This window comes from Pandoraea sp. CB10b_02 (genome assembly GCF_002216225.1).
In the GTDB taxonomy this organism is placed as follows: Bacteria; Pseudomonadota; Gammaproteobacteria; order Burkholderiales; family Burkholderiaceae; genus Pandoraea; species Pandoraea nosoerga.
In genome coordinates, this window is record NZ_NJGW02000033.1 from 1 (window position 1) to 18632 (window position 18632).

The 18632-nt window shown below is 64.9% G+C and carries 14 protein-coding genes; 8 read left to right on the forward strand and 6 right to left on the reverse strand.

Annotation, left to right across the window (positions count from 1 at the left end; all coding sequences use genetic code 11):
* Positions 1-31: 31 nt before the first annotated feature.
* Positions 32-253, forward strand: coding sequence for a hypothetical protein (locus CDN36_RS21405; protein WP_287497840.1), 222 nt, complete (start codon positions 32-34; stop codon positions 251-253).
* 469 nt (positions 254-722) lie between these two features.
* Here the strand turns inward: CDN36_RS21405 and CDN36_RS21410 are convergent, their stop codons facing one another.
* A complete protein-coding gene (locus tag CDN36_RS21410; protein ID WP_150557127.1) occupies positions 723-1595 on the reverse strand; it encodes a LysR family transcriptional regulator in 873 nt (290 codons plus the stop codon).
* A 290-nt stretch (positions 1596-1885) separates the two neighbouring features.
* Here CDN36_RS21410 and CDN36_RS21415 point away from each other — a divergent pair, with 290 nt between their 5' ends.
* The 3 genes from CDN36_RS21415 (at position 1886) to CDN36_RS21425 (ending at position 5749) form a co-directional block, all read left to right on the forward strand.
* Positions 1886-3211 (forward strand): MFS transporter, encoded by a 1326-nt coding sequence (locus CDN36_RS21415; RefSeq protein WP_150557128.1) that lies wholly within the window; start codon positions 1886-1888, stop codon positions 3209-3211.
* A gap of 232 nt (positions 3212-3443) precedes the next feature.
* Positions 3444-4634, forward strand: a complete 1191-nt coding sequence (locus tag CDN36_RS21420) for a M20 aminoacylase family protein (protein WP_150557129.1) — start codon at positions 3444-3446, stop codon at positions 4632-4634.
* Positions 4635-4639: 5 nt separating this feature from the next.
* Positions 4640-5749 carry a M14 family metallopeptidase gene (locus CDN36_RS21425; protein WP_287497841.1) on the forward strand — a complete coding sequence of 370 codons (1110 nt, stop codon included), beginning with the start codon at positions 4640-4642 and terminating at the stop codon, positions 5747-5749.
* Between the two features lie 347 nt (positions 5750-6096).
* Here CDN36_RS21425 and CDN36_RS21430 read toward each other — a convergent pair whose 3' ends face one another.
* On the reverse strand, positions 6097-9753 hold the full coding sequence (locus CDN36_RS21430; protein ID WP_287497842.1) for an autotransporter outer membrane beta-barrel domain-containing protein: 3657 nt from the start codon (positions 9751-9753) through the stop codon (positions 6097-6099).
* Positions 9754-10284: 531 nt separating this feature from the next.
* On the reverse strand, positions 10285-11136 hold the full coding sequence (locus CDN36_RS21435) for an AraC family transcriptional regulator (RefSeq protein ID WP_287497843.1): 852 nt from the start codon (positions 11134-11136) through the stop codon (positions 10285-10287).
* Between the two features lie 208 nt (positions 11137-11344).
* On the opposite strand from CDN36_RS21435, the gene CDN36_RS21440 reads away from it, so the two are divergent.
* Complete coding sequence (locus tag CDN36_RS21440; protein ID WP_150557132.1) at positions 11345-12100, forward strand: SDR family NAD(P)-dependent oxidoreductase; 756 nt, start codon at positions 11345-11347, stop codon at positions 12098-12100.
* Between the two features lie 20 nt (positions 12101-12120).
* Here CDN36_RS21440 and CDN36_RS21445 read toward each other — a convergent pair whose 3' ends face one another.
* Positions 12121-13047, reverse strand: coding sequence for a LysR family transcriptional regulator (locus CDN36_RS21445; RefSeq protein WP_287497844.1), 927 nt, complete (start codon positions 13045-13047; stop codon positions 12121-12123).
* Positions 13048-13201: 154 nt separating this feature from the next.
* Here CDN36_RS21445 and CDN36_RS21450 point away from each other — a divergent pair, with 154 nt between their 5' ends.
* From CDN36_RS21450 to CDN36_RS21460, 3 genes are read left to right on the forward strand one after another with little or no spacing between them, the layout of a single operon-like run.
* Positions 13202-14044: a fumarylacetoacetate hydrolase family protein gene (locus CDN36_RS21450; protein WP_287497845.1), complete on the forward strand. Its 843-nt coding sequence runs from the start codon at positions 13202-13204 to the stop codon at positions 14042-14044.
* A gap of 9 nt (positions 14045-14053) precedes the next feature.
* The gene (locus CDN36_RS21455) at positions 14054-14806 is read left to right on the forward strand and encodes an SDR family oxidoreductase (RefSeq protein ID WP_287497846.1); all 753 of its coding nucleotides are present in this window, start codon (positions 14054-14056) and stop codon (positions 14804-14806) included.
* Between the two features lie 35 nt (positions 14807-14841).
* Positions 14842-16170, forward strand: a complete 1329-nt coding sequence (locus CDN36_RS21460; protein WP_150557136.1) for an MFS transporter — start codon at positions 14842-14844, stop codon at positions 16168-16170.
* A 142-nt stretch (positions 16171-16312) separates the two neighbouring features.
* Here CDN36_RS21460 and CDN36_RS21465 read toward each other — a convergent pair whose 3' ends face one another.
* On the reverse strand, positions 16313-17095 hold the full coding sequence (locus tag CDN36_RS21465; RefSeq protein ID WP_150557137.1) for an aldolase: 783 nt from the start codon (positions 17093-17095) through the stop codon (positions 16313-16315).
* Between the two features lie 47 nt (positions 17096-17142).
* Positions 17143-18453, reverse strand: a complete 1311-nt coding sequence (locus CDN36_RS21470) for an MFS transporter (RefSeq protein ID WP_241014061.1) — start codon at positions 18451-18453, stop codon at positions 17143-17145.
* Positions 18454-18632 lie beyond the last annotated feature (179 nt).

The following is an 18632-nucleotide window of genomic DNA, read 5'->3' on the forward strand; positions in this document are numbered from 1 at the left end:
CACCGCTCCACGATACGAAAAGGAGATCTAGATGAAGAAGGTAGTAATCGCAGCATCGGTCGCAACCGTTGCGGGGGCGGCCATTCTGGCGGGCTGCATGTCAGTGACCGTGCCGGTGCAGGTTAACGCGGAGCGCACCAATAACGTTGGCGAGACGGTGCGCAGCGAGGAACTGGCGGTGCAGGATACGGTGACGCAGGAGGGGAAGATGCGGCAGGTGACGGGCGTGCAGAGTGAGGAGGCGACGGAATAATTTTCGAATATTCTGTCGCTGATTTTGTGTTCGTGCGGGCTGGTTTCGCTGCAATTTTTCCGACCTACAATTCGCTGGTGATTGCCACGAGTTCCGATGCGAACTCGTCTAGGATGTGCGAATTATCTGTATTATTTTTGTCGGGCGGGTTCAGTGAAATCAGTAGCTTATCGATGTCCCTTGGTTGAATTTGTATGACTGATTCTTGCTTTAAGTTCATTTGAAATCAAAGTTTTGCGATAACTCGCGGCATAGGTTAATAGCCTATCGGGGGTTCGAATCCCCCTCTCTCCGCCAGTTACACCGCCGGTAGGAAAAGCCGGTTAAACAAGCGATGAAACAATTAAGCCCTTGGATTCCAAGGGTTTTTTTGTTTGCGCTGTCCGCGGCTTACAAGCTGGCTCCGAGGGGGCAACCGCTTAAGGGGAGCAAGTTCGCACAGCCGGCCGCACCGCCCGCGCAGCGCTTCTCATCCCTGCGCCATTACCTGTTGCGCAATGGCCGACGTAATTCCCATCTTGTCGTGACGGGTGCGTTCCAGCAATCCGATACTGCGTTGTTCGCTCACACCCGGCAGGGGGATCACGCGCAGCGAGTCTTCCTGCGCCCACGTCGCGCTGCGCAGTAGTGGCACCACCGCAATGCCCACGCGTTGACGGACCAACGCCGCAATGCCTTCGATCGACGTCAGTTCAAGAAAGTCGGTGACTCTCACGTGCTGGCGTCTCACTGCGCGGTCGATCAGTGCGCCGGTGCGCTGCGTCCTGTCAAAACGCAGGAACCGCTCCGTCTCCAGCAGCTTCGTGACCGAGCCCGACTTCAACGCCGACGACGCCAGCAGCACCAACGGCTCGCGGTACAACGGCGTCCAGCGCACGCCTGCCGGGCGCCTGCCGGACGGCTCCACCAGCACCGCACAATCGATCTCGCCCGCATCCAGGGCCGCCGTCAATTCGATGGACCGCGCCGTCCGGATCAGTATCTCGAGATGCGGTTGTGCCTGTTTGATCCGAGACACGGCGCGCGCCAATGCACTCACCGCCGATTCCACCGCACCGATCTTTACCGGGCCGGCTGTCGATTCGATACCGGCGGCCAACATTCGCATTGTCTGATACTGCGCGAGCAGTTGCTCGGCGTGCGGCAGCAAGACACGCGCCATTGCATTGAGCGTCACCGACCGCCCCACGCGATCGAACAGCGGATGGCCGAATTCCTCTTCCAGCGCCCGCATTTGCATGCTGACCGCCGACTGCGTCATCGCGAGATGTTCGGCCGCCGAAGCGAACGACCCGTATCTCGCGACCGCCGCAAAGGTCTTCATGAATCGCAAATTGCTCATAACCCGCTCGCGCAAAGTGGCCCGGACTCACACGGCATCCGGGAGAAACCAGGGACGGACCCAGGGACGGGCCCAGGGACGCAATCGCAGCAAACCCCCGGGAAAACCCGTCGGGAAGCTCATCGGCATGGCGCTTCAGACGCCCGAAACCCGGAGGTCGATTCATCAAAAAAATTGCGATGAAAGACCACAAATTCTAGCTTTTATCGGTTTTTTGGCACAAGCAGAATGGGGCGAAGCGAGTGCGGTGGGTTTGCCGCGAAAACACTTCATAGAAGAGGAGTATCCCCATGGAAGTCTCGGTTGCGCGCGACAGCGGCGCGAGCTCGGCGGTTTCGGAGCGCTCCGCAAGGCGCATCGATGTCGGCGTCATCGCGGTGTCCACCATAGGCAACGCGCTCGAATGGTTCGATTTCACCGTATTCACGTTCTTCGCGGCCAATATCGCGCGACAGTTCTTCCCCAGCGATAACCCGACCGCGGCCCTGCTCGCCGCATGGACAACCTTCGGGGTGGGTTTCCTCACGCGCCCGCTCGGCGGCATCGTGCTCGGCGCCTACGCCGACAAGCACGGCCGAAAGGCCGCGCTGCTCATGACGATCTCCGTCATGGCGCTTGGCGTCGCCGTCATCGCGTTTGCCCCGACCTACGCCCAGATCGGCATCGCCGCCCCCGTGCTCATGCTCATCGGCCGCTTCCTCCAGGGGTTCTCGGCCGGCGGCGAAGTCGGCAGCGCAACGGCATTCCTCGTCGAACATGCACCGGTCGAGCGACGCGGCGTGTATGGCAGCTTCCAGATGATTGCGCAGGCGTGCAGCATGCTGCTTGGCGCCATCGTTTCGGTAGGCATTACGCAAGCGCTCACGCCCGAGCAGATCGACGCCTTCGGCTGGCGAATCCCGTTCGTGATCGGCCTGCTGATCGTGCCGGTCGGCCTGTACGTGCGCTCGCGGCTCGACGAGTCACCCGTGTTCAAGGACGCGCGCGGCAAACTGACCGAAAAGCGCTCGCCGTTCTTCGAGTCGATCACGGCGCACTGGCGTCAGGTGCTCGCCGGCTTCGGCCTGACCGTCTACGGCACCATCGGCACCTACATCTTCTATTACTACATGCCGAGCTATGCGACGAAGTCGCTGGGCATTCCGTTCAAGAGCAGCGTGATCGCCTCGCTGTGCGCCGCCGTTGCCTACATCGTCGGGACGTTTGCCTCGGGGCGCATCTCCGACGCCATCGGCCGCAAGAAGCCCATGGTCGCCTCCGCGCTCATCAGCCTGGTCGTTGCGTATCCGCTGTTCCTCGCCGTGAGTCACGTACCGACATTACCGATGCTGATTTTCGTGCAGTGCTGCCTGATGCTCACGCTCGGGCTGTTCCAGGGCTCGTACTGCGCTTTCGTGTGTGAGCTTTTCCCGTCGCGGGTGCGAGCCACGTCGATGGCCATCGGCTACAACTTTGCCGTGATGATCTTCGGCGGCTTTGCCGGCGCCATCGCCACGCTGCTCATCGGGTGGACGGGCGACAAACTCGCCGTGGTCTACTACGGCCTGTTCGGGGCGGCCGTGGGGCTCGTGACGATCCTGCTGCTCCGGGATCGCTCGCGCCAGCCGCTGCTGTAGCGGCCGGCAGTCGGCACGCCGCAACCGCCCGGCTCGGCACCGCTCGACACCACCCGGTATTGCCAGCATTGGCCGGTACTGCGTCACATCACTCATCAAGGCCGTCGGCAGAGCGCTGCCGACGGGCCTGCCGGAATCCCTCTCAACCCGCCCCTGTCCACATGGCGCGACGCGCCCGCGTGACCGTCCACGCGCCCGCCATCCCGGGGCTATCCATCAAGAGACGACACCTATGTCCATCATTCCTGAAATCGCCCAACGCTCGGCCGAGCTGCAAGCCATCCGACGCGACATTCACGCCCACCCCGAACTTCGCTACGAAGAGGCCCGCACGTCGGACATCGTGGCGAAACTGCTCGAGTCCTGGGGCATCGAAGTCACCCGCGGCCTCGGCAAGACGGGGGTTGTCGGCGTGCTGCGCAACGGCACCGGCAAGAAGGTCATCGGCTTGCGTGCCGACATGGACGCACTTCCCATTCAGGAATTGAACACGTTCGAGCACGCGTCGAAATACGCCGGCAAGATGCACGCCTGCGGCCACGACGGCCACACTGCCATGCTGCTCGGCGCCGCGCAGCATCTCGCCGAACACCGCACTTTCGATGGCACCATCGTTTTCATCTTTCAGCCGGCGGAAGAGGGCGGCGGCGGCGCGAAGGCCATGCTCGAAGACGGCCTGTTCGAAAAATTCCCGGTCGACGCCGTGTTCGCGCTGCACAATTGGCCGGGCCTTGCCGCCGGTAGCTTCGGTGCCCGGGTGGGCGCCACGCAGGCGTCGAGCAACGAGTTCCGCATCGTGGTCAAGGGCACCGGCGCGCACGCGGCCATGCCGCACGACGGTATCGACCCTGTGCTGACGGCCATGCAGATCGGCACCGGCCTGCAGAGCATCATGACGCGCAACAAACGTCCCATCGACGCTGCGGTGCTCTCCATCACGCAGATGCAGGCGGGCGAAGCGATCAACGTCATTCCGAACACCGCCACGCTCGCAGGCACCGTGCGCACGTTCTCGCTCGAGGTGCTCGATCTCGTCGAGACGCGCATGCGCGAATTCTGCGAGTCCACCGCCGCCGCCTACGGGTGCACCGTCGAGTTCTCCTTCATTCGCAACTACCCGCCCACCGTCAACACGGCGGCCGAGACACAGTTCGCCCTCAACGTCATGAAGGAAATCGTGGGGCGCGATCACGTGGTCGATCCCATCGATCCGACGATGGGGGCGGAGGACTTCTCGTTCTTTCTGCTCGAGCGGCCGGGCTGCTACGCGTACATCGGCAACGGAACGGGAGACCACAGGGCGCACGGTCACGGGCTCGGTCCCTGCATGCTGCACAACACCAGCTACGATTTCAACGACGACGTGCTCACGCTGGGTTCGACCTACTGGGTACGCCTGGCCGAAGCGTTTCTCGTGGGGTGATGTCCATGAGCGCGAGTTCCCTCATGCGCCCATTCGCGCATCTGTTTTCGGATAGTTACCGGCTCGCGAGGCAGCGCTTTGCCGAAGCGGCGCAATTGGCGAGCGTCGATCTCGAGAGTCACGTCATCCCCGATGTCGCCGGACGCGAGGGCGAGGCGCTGGCTACCGATGTCGTGCGGCTGGGCGCGCCGCATGCGCGACGGTTGTTGATCGTGACGTCCGGCACGCACGGCGTGGAGGGCTTCTGCGGCAGCGCCGCGCAAATCGCGCTGCTTGGCGACGGCGGGATCAGGGCGCGCCTGTCGGCAGCGGGCGTGGCCATTCTTGTCGTGCATGCGATCAATCCATTTGGCTTTTCCTGGCTTTCGCGCACGAACGAGGACAACGTCGATCTGAACCGCAACGGCGTCGACTTCACGCAGGCGCTGCCCGTCAACGACGACTACGCAGCGCTGCACGCGCTGCTCGTGCCCCCGGCGTGGCCGCCCTCTGAAGGCAACGTGCGCGCCATTGCCGAATACATCGCCACGCACGGCGAAGCCGCCTATCAGCGTGCGTTGACCATCGGACAGTACACTTTTCCCGACGGCCTGTTCTACGGCGGACGCGGGCCGGTGTGGAGCACCCGGCTCATGCGCACGCTGATCGAGACGCATGCCAGACGGTGCGACGCCATCGGGTGGATCGACTTTCATACCGGGCTCGGCCCGCCCGGGCACGGCGAGAAGATCTGCGTGGGGGCACTGGACGCCGGGGAACTGTCTCGCGCCCGCGCGTGGTGGGGCGCGGATCTGGCCAGTCCCATCGACGGGACGACCGTCGCGTCGAACGTCGGCGGTCCGCTGCTCGATACGCTGCGCCGCGCGCGGCCCGACGCCGAGGTAACGGCCATGGCGATCGAGTACGGCACGGTGCCGCTCGTCGACATGCTTCACATGCTGCGCGCGGACGCGTGGCTGAGACAGCATCCCGATGCGCCGGCCGCGCAGGCGGCAGCCATTCGCGAAGCGGTGCGGCAGGCGTTCTGCTTCGATGATCCCGTATGGCAGGGGCAAATCCTCGGGCAGGCCCGTGTGGCAATCCTGCAGGCCGTGACGGGGCTGGCGCGAAGCTAAGGCGCGGCCTCGCACTGGTGATGCGATGCCGATGCGGGGGGGCAGCCAGAGCGCGATCGAATCCGCGCCCTGCGGCGCGCAAGCCGTGTCGTGCGAACAGCACCGCGCAAACCGCGCCGCGCCCGCCCGCGCCGCCTGGCCGTCCCACAGGCGGCGTTGATTGTCTCAGAAGGGCGGAATTGACCGTTTGAAAATATTCGCTTTCACCCGTCAAACCCTCCGCGTCCGTGCGTCATGGCCGAACTTCTCCCGATATGCGGCCGGACTCGTGTGGGCGAAGCGCCGGCGGAAAAGTTCGGGAATCCGGCAAATCTCCTCTAGCGCAAGACACGGGACCCGGCAGATGCTCACCAGTTGAAGCGAACGCCTGCCATGCCGGCGGTTGCGCTTTGAGGATTGCGGCCGCCGCCGACCGACCAACGGTAGCTGGCCTGGCCGTAAAAGCTCAGTTTCCGATTCACCTGTGCGGTGACGCCGGCCCCCACCTCCAGCGCCGTGTTGCCAAAGCGGGCCTCGACCGAAGGCGACGACTGCCCGAAAAGCGCGCTGTCAGTGCCGGAGAAGGCGTGCCAGAGGTTGATTCGCGCGTAGGGCTGCCACAGCGTGCCTCGCCCGTCGCGCTTCGTGTATTGCAACCGGGCCCCCAGGCGTGCGGTCCAGGCCGCGCCGGCATCCCAGTCCACGCTCGAGTACTGGTCTCGCGACCGGTCCACCGACACGCCCTGGTATACGATCTGTGCTTGCGGCTCGATCAGCCAGTCGCCGTCCCTACCGAAATGGACGGGATAGCCCGCCTCGAGCGAGCCCGCGTAGGCCGTTGCATGGGTCGATAGTCCGGCCCCATAGAGAGACGTTGCCTTCGCGTCGTACCAGCTTCCCTGGAACACCGCGTCGAGATACCAGCCGCTCGGGCCAAAGTGCGTCCAATACCCCCCGACCGACGGACCATTCATCGACAATTGGCCCACCGTCAGGTCCTGCGTGCCCAAGGCGAAGCCGCGCACCGACGCGGAATGGTAGTCGGAGTATGCGAGATACACGCCGGCGTGGTCGCGGTGGCCGCTGTCCGTCGTCCGCCGGAAGATGTCCAAGCCCGTCTGGAACCCGACCAGATTGCCCGTCGCGCTCGCATCGACCGTCCCGCTCCAGCGGTTGCGCACGCGTTGTCCGAACACCCGTCCCCAGACGCCGTTCGCATACGTCCGAGGCGCCGGCGCATCACGCAGGTTCTCTTCTTCGCCGACGCGCTCATGCAGCGTTCCCAGCGTTGCAAGACCCATCTGCCGGGCGATCGCAGGGATGGGCGTGTAGAGCGCCACTTCCGGGCGGTAGAGCGGAATTTCCGTACCGCTTGGTGCAGCGGGGTCTGTCGGTGCGGCGACGAGATGAGACCGCAGGAACCAGTCGTTCGGGTCCGTGCTTCCGCCGCGAAAGAGTTGGTACTCATAGGCGCCAGCGGCGACGCGCTGACCTAGCGTGAAGGCGCTGGCCGCGGTCGTGCCCCCGCCGCTCACCTGTACCAGTCGAATGCCGTCTGCCACGGTCTGTGCGCCGGCGCCGCCGGTATTACTGACGATCACCGACGTCGTGCCGGTGGCCTGACCACCATTGATCACCAGCAGATTGGTCGGCGAGTTGTCGGCGCCAAGATAAGTGTTGAAGCCGATGCGGCTGCCGGCAATGCCCGTGTAGTTTCCAACCGTCAGCGTGCTGTAGGCGCCCGGCCGGGCGACGAACTGGACCAGACCGGCATTGGCGACCGTACCGGTGGCGTTCGAGTCGCCGGTGACGTTCCAGACACTGAGGGCGTCGATCGAGACATCGGTTGCGTTTCGTGCCATACCCGTCCAGACGCTGCTCTGGGCTAGCGCCACGTCGGCGGTGTTGCCGGCGTCGGCCTGCAGGTCGCCCGTCCATTGCGATGCGCTGAGGTCGGCGCTGGCAGTGTTTCCCGACCCGGTCAACGCCAGATTGCCGGTCCAGTTGCTGCTGACGAGACGATAGGCGAGGGCCGAAGGGTCGACGACGATGTCGCCGGCGAGCGAGGGCATATTGGCAATGTTCAGCGTCAGATCGCTTGGCGTGCCCGCCGCATTCTCGGTCACTCGCGCCAGCAGCAGCCGGCCATCGACGACGGCAGGCGTCACCGCGGTGCCACCGCTGATCGAGACGGTGCCTGTCCCGCCTTCGGCCAGCACGATCGCGCCGTGGGCGGCGCTCAGGCTGCCGCCGGTCACCGACACCGTGCTCGCCGTGCCGCCCGTCAGGTGGATCGCCGCCGAGCCCGCGCCACTTACCGCGACTGTGGTCCCGGACGCGGTCACTGTGCCGCCATTGGCCGCGGCGACACCATGCGCGGCGTTGCCCGCCGTGGTCATGGCCGTGCCGGTCAGCGTGATAGTGCTGCCGGCATCCTGCGCGGAAGCCCCGAAGGCGTTCTGCCCCTGCGTGGCGACCTTGGCGTCCGTGGCGGTAATTGTGCCGCCCGCCATCGCGTGCAGGCCCACGGCGTTCGCGTTCGTGGTGGTGACCGAAGTGCCGGACAGCGCAATACGGCTGCCGACGTCGGTTGCCCGAGCGCCGTCGGCGCCGCCGAGCGCGACGGTGTCGGCCCCGCGCGTCGTGATCGCGCCTCCGACGATCGAGGCCACAGCGCCCTGGCTGACCCGAACGCCGATGGCGCCGTCGCCGTTCGTGGTGATACTGGTGCGCTCGGCCTGCAACTGGCTGCCCGCGCCGACCACATCGGCGCCGTGAGCCTCCAGGCCTATTTCTGTGTCCGGGAACTGCAAGGCCGGCGGATTGCCGCCGGTCGTCCGGAATCCGGTGACGATCTCGGTGTCCGCCACGGTGACCGAGCCAGCGTCCGTGACGAGCACGCCGGCACCGGAAGGGCCGGAGGTGCGCACGATGGTGCCGGTCAGAGCGATCGTGCTGCCGCCGCTCGCCGCAGCGCCAGGGGAGTTGGGTTGGTAGGTGAAGACGCCGTAGCCCGCGAAGTCAATCCTGCCGCCCGCATCCGCCCACAGGCCCGGGCTGTTTGCGCCATACGTTGCCGAAGTCGCACCACGGATTACCCGAACGACGCTGCCCGCGCCTCGGGCGAGTATGCCGGGGGAGTTCGCGATGACGATGTTTCCGTAATAGTCGCCTGTCACGATGGCGCTGCCGTCGACATCGATCTGTCCGCCGGCGGCCGCAGACAGCCCTGGGCTGCCATTGCCGTAGACGTTCACGTAGGCGTTGTTCAACGTGAGACGACTGCCCACGCCTGAAGCCGCGGCCCCCGGCGCGTTGTCGCCGTAGCTGAACGTGCTCAGGTCGTCGAGGGTGATCGCACCGCCGGTATCCGTGAAGATAGCGGAGGCGCCCGCCCCGAGGGTCGTGACGTTGGTGCGGGTCAGATTGATCGCCCCGCCACTGGCCGCATAGGCGCCATGAGCGCCGTCGAGAGCCGTGTTCAACTCGCTATCGACGAGCGACACGCTGCTGCTCCTACCGATCGCCCTTGCGCCGTAAGCGCCGGCGCCATTCGTGTAGACGATTGTATTGCTGCCGGTGATCTGCCCCCCGTCCTCGGCATGAAGCCCGTGGCCGTCGGCGCCATCGGTGGTGATCGATGTGCTGTTCAGTGACGTGCCGGTCAAGGTGATCTTCCCGCCGCCGGTGGCATGCGCGCCGTAGCCGCTGCCGGTGGCGTTCAGGATCACGGAGGTGCCGCTGTAGGCACCGGAGCCGGAGACCTCGACCACGGGCGCAGAACCCGCACTTTCTCGCGTGGTGGATGCCGGATCGGAACAACTGCCGGACGAGATGCTGAGCGCGGCCGGGGCGACGGCGCATTGGGCGAGCGCGTGCGCGGAGGGCAGCAGCGCCGTCACCGCAGTCGTCAAGACGGCACGATGGCAAGCGATCGAGCCCCATATCCCCTTTTTCCGCAAACCGCTGTCCCACGCGCTGGAGGCGGGAACGGCGAACGACGTCTTCACGTGGTTTTCACGCAATCGATGAGCTCCTCTGTCGGGATTGACTCAGATTGGGAACTGCCGTGGGACAGTGGCAGGCGGTTTTTATAAAAACTTATCGTCGACCGACGATAGCAAATATTGCTTCGGAGTATAAATCAGTATTAACTAGGAGGACGGCTGCTGTGTTATTTCTGCTCGTCCGAGAAAAAACCGGTATTGAATTGGGATTCGGGAATTATTCCGGCGCCGCCACATTTTGCCGGGGCGCGGGAACGGCCATGCCGGCTGGCGCGACGATATTGATCACCTGGCTTACATTCGTTCCCACAAGGAACAATGAATTCGGGACATCGTATATTTCTTATTAACCGGTATCCATGATGGCAATTGCCGGAATTCCGGTTCCATACACCGCAACAAGACCTGCGTCCTGCCTATAACGGTTCAGAACGAAGAAAGTTGAGGGCGCTTCCCCCATCGATGCGCGTCGAACCGTCGCGGCCCGCCATGCGACTGAGCGAGTCGCCCCGCAGGGCCCGCGGCGAGGGCGGCTTTCAGCGCCCGCGCCTACGCCGAAGCGATAGCGCTGCGTGCCGCATCGGCATCCTTGCCAGGGGGCAGACCGAACATCCGCCGGTACTCCCGGGTAAATTGCTGAACGCTTTCATAACCCACCGAGAACGCCGCACTGCTCGCCGAGAGACTCTCGGCGAGCATGAGCCGGCGCGCCTCGATCAGGCGCAACTGCTTCTGGAACTGCAACGGGGACAGCGAGGTCGCGGCACGAAAGTGCTGATAGAACGAAGAGGCGCTCATCCCGGCGGCTGCTGCCAGCCGTTCGAGCGGAATCGGCCGCGCGAAGTCCGCGCGCAGCACGGCGACGGCCCGCGCCACGCGCAGTGCATGATTTTCCGGGCCGCCCAGTTGTCGAATCGCCGCGCCATGCTTCCCCGCGAGCAGCCAGTAGTGCATCTCGCGCACTCGCTGGGCCTGCAGGATCGGCAAGGCCGCGGGGCGCTCGAGCAGGTGCATCAGGCGCAGCGCTGCGTCGGCAACCTCTGCGTCCGAAGGTTCGACCCGCACCGGCGCAGGGGCTGCGGCGCCTGGCCGCGGCTCCATCTGCGCGACCAGTTCCCCGATGATCGCCAAGTCCAGATCCAGCACGAGTGAGATGTAGGGCGCCGCAACGCTTGCGCGCGTGATTTCGCTGAGGGTCGGCACGTCGGCGGTAATCAACAGCAGGTCGCCGGCGCCGAACTCGACCGTTCGTTTGCCCGTTGTCACCTTTTTGCTTCCTTGCAGCACGAGGCAGGCCAGGGGGCGCGAGATGGCGTAATCGAGCCCGCCGGGCGTCGTTGCCCGAATGACTCTGAACTCGGGAATGGGCGTTTGTGCAATGCCGCTCGGGTTGGCGCACACCTGCGCGTAGCGGCATGCCGCGTGAAGCAGTGAATCGTTCATGGGCGTATTTCGGGACTCTTTTTCATACGGCAATCGTATCCGTTTCAGGCGGGAACCGAGGCGGGCGCAGGAGAAAAAGGCCAGGAAATCGGAGAATCAGGCAAAGGCTGGCGGTGATGAGCGCGCGAGAATGGACGCCTTCTTCCATCACGCATCAGGAGTCACCATGAGCACGATCTCTCTCATCACGGGCGCCAGTCGCGGGCTCGGGCGCAATGCCGCGCTGTCGATCGCCCGCGCAGGCGGCGACGTCGTCTTGACCTACCACCGGCGCGACGCCGAGGCAGCGGACGTGGTCACCGAAATCCAGGCGCTCGGGCGCAAGGCGGTGGCATTGCAACTCGACGTCGGCAACGTGGCCACCTTCTCCCACTTCGCCATGCAGCTGCAGGCGGCGTTGCGCGAGACCTGGGGAAGGGAGCGCTTTGATCACCTCGTGAACAATGCAGGCCACGCGGATGTCGCGCCGATCACGGACATGCAAGAGGCGGCGTTCGACACGCTGGTCAACGTGCATTTCAAGGGCGTGTTCTTTCTCACTCAGAAGTTGCTGCCCCTCCTCTCGGATGGCGGACGCATCGTGAATCTCTCGACGGGACTCACTCGCATATCGGCGCCGGGTTGGTCCGCCTACGCTGCGGTCAAGGGCGCCGTTGAAGTTCTGACGGTCTACATGGCGAAGGAATTGGGACCGCGCGGAATTACCGTCAACGCGGTGGCCCCCGGCGCGATCGAGACGGACTTTTTCGGCGGTGCGGTACGGGATACGCCGGAGTACAACCGGTTCTTCGCCGGCATGACGGCGCTGGGCCGCGTGGGCGTGGCGGACGACATTGGCCCGATGATCGCCGGTCTGCTCGGCGAGTCCCATCGCTGGGTCAACGCGCAGCGCATCGAGGTGTCGGGCGGCCAGGGGATCTGAGCGCGGGCCACACCCCCCCCTCAGTCTTCCCCGGTCAGCTCCGCCACCAGCAGCCGGGCCGCCGCGCTCAGCGACGTGCCGCGCCGCGTTACGATCCCATACGGTTCCGTCCTCGATCGCACGTCGATGTCGAGCCTTGCGGCAAGCTTGTGCTCGATGAGGAAGGCCGCCATGTCGCGCGGCATGAGCGTGACCAGGTTCGCATTGCCCTGCAAGAGCAGCATGGTGGCCGTCAGCGACGCTGTTTCGATCGGGTTTGCCGGCAACGGCAAACCCGCTTCCTTGAATTCCCGCTCCAGGAGACTGCGTAGCGGCATGATTCTCGGATAAACGATCCAGCCGAATTCCATCAGATCGGAAAGCGCCAGGTCCGGCGTGCGGACCAGCGGATGGCCGGGGCCGGCGATGACGGCCAGCGGTTCGTCCCGCAGCAGCGTATACGTGAAGTTCTCCGGCTGGCGGGCGACGCTCAAGCGGCAGATCGCCAGCTCCAGCCGGCCACTCTCGACGAGCGCCAGCAGACGCACGCTCGTGTCCTCCGTGATCTCGATCCTGAGCGACGGCTGCTTGCGCCGAAGCCGCGCGATCGCGTCGACGAGCACCCCGGACACGGCGCCCATGATCGCACCGACGGCCAGTCTTCCCCCGGTGCCGGTGAGCACGCCTTCCATTTCCTCCACGAGGTGATCGACGTCCGTCTGAATCAGCTTGGCATACCGAATGACGCATCTGCCGAGTTCGTTGGGCACCATGCCCTGCGGCGTCCTCACGAAGAGTTCGTTGCCGAAGGTCGCCTCGATTTCGCGCAGCGCCTTGGTCGCGCCCGGCTGGGTGAGCGCGAGTTCGTCGGCGGCGCGATGAAGCGACCCGTAATCGTCGATGGCCACGAGCAGCCGAAGCTGTTTGAGCTTGAGCCGGGAGGAGAGGGATTCGGCGCTGGGAAGCATGTCGTCGTCGCGTTAGGGAAATCCCCGGATGCTTAAAAGTTATCGCCCCGGGCCAATCTATCATTATTCAAAACGTCTGCGCTCTTCTACATTTGTGCCCAAGCCGCACCCGTCCCGATGCGGCAGTCACATGAAAATTGCTAGGAGAGAATAGATGAAGTTGCTCAGATTTGGCGAGCGAGGTCAGGAAAAACCGGGTGCGCTCGACGAGCGCGGAGAAATACGCGACCTGTCTTCGGTCGTCGCCGATATCGGCGGCGACACCCTGCTGCCGGCTGGGCTGGAAAAGCTCAAGGACGTCGACCTGTCGGCACTGCCGCGCGTCGACGGCGCGACCCGCCTGGGTCCCTGCGTCGGCGGTATCGGCAAGTTCATCTGCATCGGCCTGAACTACGTCGACCACGCGCAGGAGTCGGGAATGCCCATTCCGGCCGAGCCGGTCGTGTTCAACAAGTGGCTCTCGGCCGTGTGCGGCCCCAACGACGACGTCATCATCCCGCGCGGCTCGCAGCGCACCGACTGGGAAGTCGAACTCGGCGTGGTGATCGGCAAGCCCGGCAGCTATATCGACGAGACCGACGCCCTCGATCACGTTGCTGGCTACTGCCTGATCAACGACGTCTCCGAGCGCGAATATCAGCTCGAGCGCGGCGGCACGTGGGACAAGGGCAAAGGCTGCGACACCTTCGGACCGCTCGGCCCGTGGCTCGTCACCGCCGACGAAATTCCCGACCCGCAAAAGCTCGAGATGTGGCTGGACGTCGACGGCGTGCGCTATCAGTCGGGCAACACCAGCCGGATGATCTTCTCCGTGGCGCAGATCGTTTCCTACCTGAGCCGCTTCATGAGCCTGCACCCCGGCGACGTCATCTCGACGGGCACCCCGCCCGGCGTGGGCATGGGACAGAAGCCGCCGGTCTATCTGCGTGCAGGCCAGGTGATGAGCCTCGGTATCGAGGGCCTCGGCCAGCAGCGTCAACGTCTCGTGCAAGGGTGAGGGGCTGCGATGAACCAGTATGACTTTTCCGGCCGCTCGGCCGTGGTGACGGGCGGCGCTCACGGCATTGGCTTCGCGGTGGCGCAGCGGCTGGCGCAAAGCGGCGCGCGCGTGGCCCTCTGGGATCGCGACGAGGCTGCACTGGCCGTCGCGCGCGAGTCGCTGGCAAGCCACGGCGAAGCGGTCGCGATCACCGTGGACGTCACGGACGCACAGGCCGTCGGCGAGGCCGTGAGCGCGACCCTGCGCGCTTTCGGCAAAATCGACGCCCTCGTGCACAGCGCCGGCATCGCCGGGCCGAATGCGCCGCTGGCGGAGTACCCGGACGACGAATGGCGCCGCGTCATCAACGTGGATCTGGATGCGACGTTCCATGTCAACAAGGCGGTGATCCGCACGATGATCGACAAGGGCTACGGCCGCATCGTCAACGTGGCGTCGATTGCCGGCAAGGAGGGCAATCCGAACGCTTCGGCGTACAGCGCCGCGAAAGCCGGCGTCATTGCGCTCACGAAGAGCCTGGGCAAGGAGACGGCAACGCTCGACGTCGCGGTCAACTGCGTCACGCCTGCCGCTGCGCGAACCCGCATCTTCGAGCAGATGGCGCAGACTCACATCGACTACATGCTCTCGAAGATTCCGCGTGGACGCTTTGTCGAGGTGAGCGAGATCGCGTCGCTCATCGCATGGCTGGCGTCGGAAGAAAACTCGTTCACGACAGGCGCCGTATTCGACCTGTCAGGTGGACGGGCGACGTACTGAAACTCAGAAAATCATAAATACCAAAGGAGACGATTATGGAGACTGCCAGCCCCCTCGGGGCGGTGGGCGCCGGCGGCAACGCCGACGCGCAGACCGCCGTGCGAAAAGTATTCTGGCGATTTGTCCCGCTGTTCGTGATGTGCTTCATCTGTTCGTATCTGGACCGCATCAACATCAGCTTCGCCAAGCTCCAGATGCAAAGCGAGCTCGGATTGAGCGACGCCATTTACGGCACCGGGGCCAGCATCTTTTTCATCGGCTACTTCTTGCTCGAGGTTCCGAGCAACATCGTTCTGCACCGGATCGGGGCCCGCAAATGGATCGCGCGCATCATGGTGACCTGGGGCATTGCCTCGGCCGCCATGATGTTCGTGCGCGACGAGACGTGGTTCTACGTGCTTCGTTTCGCGATCGGCGCGCTCGAGGCCGGCTTCGTCCCCGGCGTGCTCTACTTCTTCACCACCTGGTTTCCGTCGGAGCGCCGGGGTCGATGCAATTCGATCTTCATGGCTTCGATTCCGCTTTGCGGCATCATCGGCGGTCCGATTTCCGGCGCGATTCTCAAGTACTTCGACGGCATGCACGGCCTGGCGGGCTGGCAGTGGCTGTTCCTGCTCGAAGGGCTGCCGTCCATCGTGCTCGGCATCGTCGTCTTCCTGTTCGTCGACGACAGCATCAGCGGCGCCCGCTGGCTGAGCGCGCAGGAAAAGCGCGCCTTGCAGGCGCAGATCGCCGGCGACCCGAAGGTTCGTGAAGTACATTCGCTGGGCGCATCGCTGCGGGACCCGGTCACGATCATTCTGGCATTCATCTATATCTTCCTCGCCATGGGCATCTACGGCCTGGTGTTCTGGATGCCGCAGCTCATCAAGACGGCGGGGACGTCGGACGCCTTGCAGATCGGCATCATCTCCATGCTGCCGTATGTCGTCGCGGGGATCGTGATGGTGCTCGCCGGGCGGAGTTCCGATCGGACCGGCGAGCGTCGCTGGCACCTCGGGATGAGCGCGCTGGCCGGCGCGATAGGGTACTTGCTTTGCGGGCTGTTTCCGTCCAACACGCTGATGCTCGTGATCGGGCTCACCGTGGCCGCAACGGGCATCATCACCTCGCTCGGGCTGTTCTGGATCCTGCCCTCGCGTTTCCTGACGGGCATTGCCGCCGCCGGCGGGATTGCGCTGATCAACGGCCTGGGTCAGTTGGGCGGGATCATCAGCCCCTATATGGTCGGCAAGGTGACGACGGTGACGGGCAGCGCGACGATCGGCCTTTACGCGATTGCCGCCGCGTGCCTGGTGGCAACGCTGCTGATCCTGTGGGGTGTGCCGCGCCATCTGTATCTGCGCGAGAAGCAGCGGGGCTGATGGGGCGACGAGTCCCGCTTGGCCGGCTGGGCGAACGGATCACGCGAGGGCCTGGCCCTCGCCCGCCGAGCCGCCGCCGATATTGCCGATTGCTCAGAGCGCGGGCCATGCGCGCGAGCTCGGCGTGCCGCTTCGTATCGGCTCACGCGCTCGTGTCACGAAGGGCGTCCGGTGCGTGCCGCAGGACGCGACGCCCGAACATCGCGAAGCTCGCCTTGACGATGCTCGGCTGCAGCAGGAAGTCGTGCGATTCCCTGGCGAGCGCCGGATCGAGTTCCTTTACCGGGCCGAGCGTTTCGGCCATCAGCTGATTGCGCGCGGCGCGCTCGATGAGCATGGACAGGTAAGCCGTCTCCTCGATGGACGACGTTGCCGCCAGAAAGCCGTGATGCGCGAGCAGGATCGTGCGGCGCGTGCCGAGCGCCGATGAAATGATCTCGCCTTCGTCGTCGGCGATCGGCAGGCCCGGCCACTCTTTCAGGAATGCGCAGTCGTCGAAGAACGGCGTGGCGTCCATGTGTGCGACGCGCAGCGGGCGGCCCGTCATGGACAGGGTCGAGACGTAAGGCGGATGCGTGTGCACGATGCTGCGCACGTCGGGTCGGCGCCGGTAGACCCACAGGTGAAAGCGCACCGCCGGGTTGGCCATGCCTTTGCCTTCGAGCAGGCGCAGCGCGTCGTCCACCCGGATCACGTGGTGCGGCTCGATCTCGTCGAACGCCACGGCCAGCGGCGTGGTGAGATAGGTGCCGTCGTCGCAGCGCACGGTAATCTGTCCGGCCAGCGTTTCCGAATGATTCTCCATCGCCAGCATGCGGCATGTGAGCACGACCTTTTCCCTGTCGGTCCAGTTGCCCAGATCCAGGCGCGTTCGCATTTCGTTGACCGCGCGGTCAGTGACTGCCTGTTTTACCTTGTCCAGCATGTCGTTCCTCCGTGTGAAGATGGTTGTCGTCGAGCGGCCGGGCCGCGTCAGTCCGACGCCGTGGGCTTCATGAACCATGCGCTCACGGCGCCGATCACGCCCAGCACGCTCAGATAAATGCCGACCGAGCCGATGCCCCCGAGCCGCGCGACGAGCGTGGCGGCGATGAGCGGGGCAAGCCCGCCGCCGAGGGCGGCGGCCACCTGAATGCCGATGGAAATGCCCGAGTAGCGCAGCTCCGGCGGGAATTGCGCGGCATAGAGGCTCGACTGCGGCCCGAAGATGACGGCGTAGTTCAGCGCCAGCGCCACGACGGCCGCCGCCGTGTAGATCGGCAGCGAGCCGGTGCCCATCGCGTGGAATAGGGGCACGGCCATGACGGCGAGCAGCAGCGTGCCGATGATATAGAGACGCCGAGCGCCCACGCGATCACCGAGCCATCCGAAGAACGGGATTGTCGCGATCTGACACACCGAGCCGATCATCACCGCGTTGAGGGCGTCGGCGCGCGAGAAACCGAGATTGGCCGTGGCGTATGAAATCGAGAACACGATGATCGTGTAGACGAGCGTGACCTCGGCGAGCTTGCCGCCGATGGCGAGCAGGAGCGGTTTCCAGTGACGCACGAGCACGTCGCGCACCGGCAGCGACGCCACCTTGCGCTGCGCCTGCACCGCCGTGAATTCGGGCGACTCTTCGACCTTCATGCGAATGAACACGCCGATGACGATGAGCGCGGCGCTCGCCAGGAACGGAATGCGCCAACCCCACTGCAGGAAACGCTCGTTGGGCAGCAGGTTGACCAGCGCGAAGGCGCCCGTCGACAGCAGGATGCCGATGGGCGCGCCGGCCTGCGGCAAGCTGCCGTAGAACGACTTCGACTTCGGCGGCGCATGTTCCACCGCCATGAGCACGGCGCCGCCCATCTCGCCGCCGAACGACACGCCCTGCCCGATGCGCAGCGCCACGAGCAGCACGGCCGCCCAGATGCCGATGCTGTCGTATGTCGGCAGCAGGCCGATCAGCGTGGTGCACAGCCCCATGAGAACGAGGCTCATGATCAGGATGGACTTGCGGCCGACGCGGTCGCCGAAGTGGCCGAAGATGATGCCGCCGAGCGGTCGCGCGAAAAGCCCCGATGCGAACGCGCCGAAGGCCGCCAGCGTGCCCGTGGCCGGGTCCAGGCTCGGGAAGAACAGCTTGTTGAAGACGAGCGCGGCCGCCGTGCCGTAGGCGAGAAAGTCGAACGCTTCGATGGCCGTGCCGGCCATGGACGCGAACGCGACCCGCGCCATTCGGCGGTCCACCGTGGGGCTGCCGTGCGCCATGACGGGCGCGTCGTGCTTTACCGTGTCCATTGCATGTCCCTGTCGAGTGAAGTATCCAAACCGTGGCGGGGCGTTTTGCCCTCGCTGTTCCGCCCGCGCGGCCCCGTGGATTTGGGAGCTGGACGGGGCGATGTTGTCTAGCGTTGCCTTTTGGACAACTTTGTTGTCCTTTGGTTCGAAGTCTAGTCGTTTAGAATCGTTTTCGCATC

Bases quoted from the DNA above. Each gene is read 5' to 3' on its own strand.
- CDN36_RS21415 (WP_150557128.1), top strand. From the start codon at position 1,886: ATGGAAGTCTCGGTTGCGCGCGACAGCGGCGCGAGCTCGGCGGTTTCG.
- CDN36_RS21455 (WP_287497846.1), top strand. From the start codon at position 14,054: ATGAACCAGTATGACTTTTCCGGCCGCTCGGCCGTGGTGACGGGCGGC.
- CDN36_RS21465 (WP_150557137.1), bottom strand. From the start codon at position 17,095: ATGCTGGACAAGGTAAAACAGGCAGTCACTGACCGCGCGGTCAACGAA.
- CDN36_RS21445 (WP_287497844.1), bottom strand. From the start codon at position 13,047: ATGCTTCCCAGCGCCGAATCCCTCTCCTCCCGGCTCAAGCTCAAACAG.
- CDN36_RS21410 (WP_150557127.1), bottom strand. From the start codon at position 1,595: ATGAGCAATTTGCGATTCATGAAGACCTTTGCGGCGGTCGCGAGATAC.
- CDN36_RS21450 (WP_287497845.1), top strand. From the start codon at position 13,202: ATGAAGTTGCTCAGATTTGGCGAGCGAGGTCAGGAAAAACCGGGTGCG.
- CDN36_RS21440 (WP_150557132.1), top strand. From the start codon at position 11,345: ATGAGCACGATCTCTCTCATCACGGGCGCCAGTCGCGGGCTCGGGCGC.
- CDN36_RS21470 (WP_241014061.1), bottom strand. From the start codon at position 18,453: ATGGACACGGTAAAGCACGACGCGCCCGTCATGGCGCACGGCAGCCCC.
- CDN36_RS21420 (WP_150557129.1), top strand. From the start codon at position 3,444: ATGTCCATCATTCCTGAAATCGCCCAACGCTCGGCCGAGCTGCAAGCC.
- CDN36_RS21460 (WP_150557136.1), top strand. From the start codon at position 14,842: ATGGAGACTGCCAGCCCCCTCGGGGCGGTGGGCGCCGGCGGCAACGCC.
- CDN36_RS21425 (WP_287497841.1), top strand. From the start codon at position 4,640: ATGAGCGCGAGTTCCCTCATGCGCCCATTCGCGCATCTGTTTTCGGAT.
- CDN36_RS21405 (WP_287497840.1), top strand. From the start codon at position 32: ATGAAGAAGGTAGTAATCGCAGCATCGGTCGCAACCGTTGCGGGGGCG.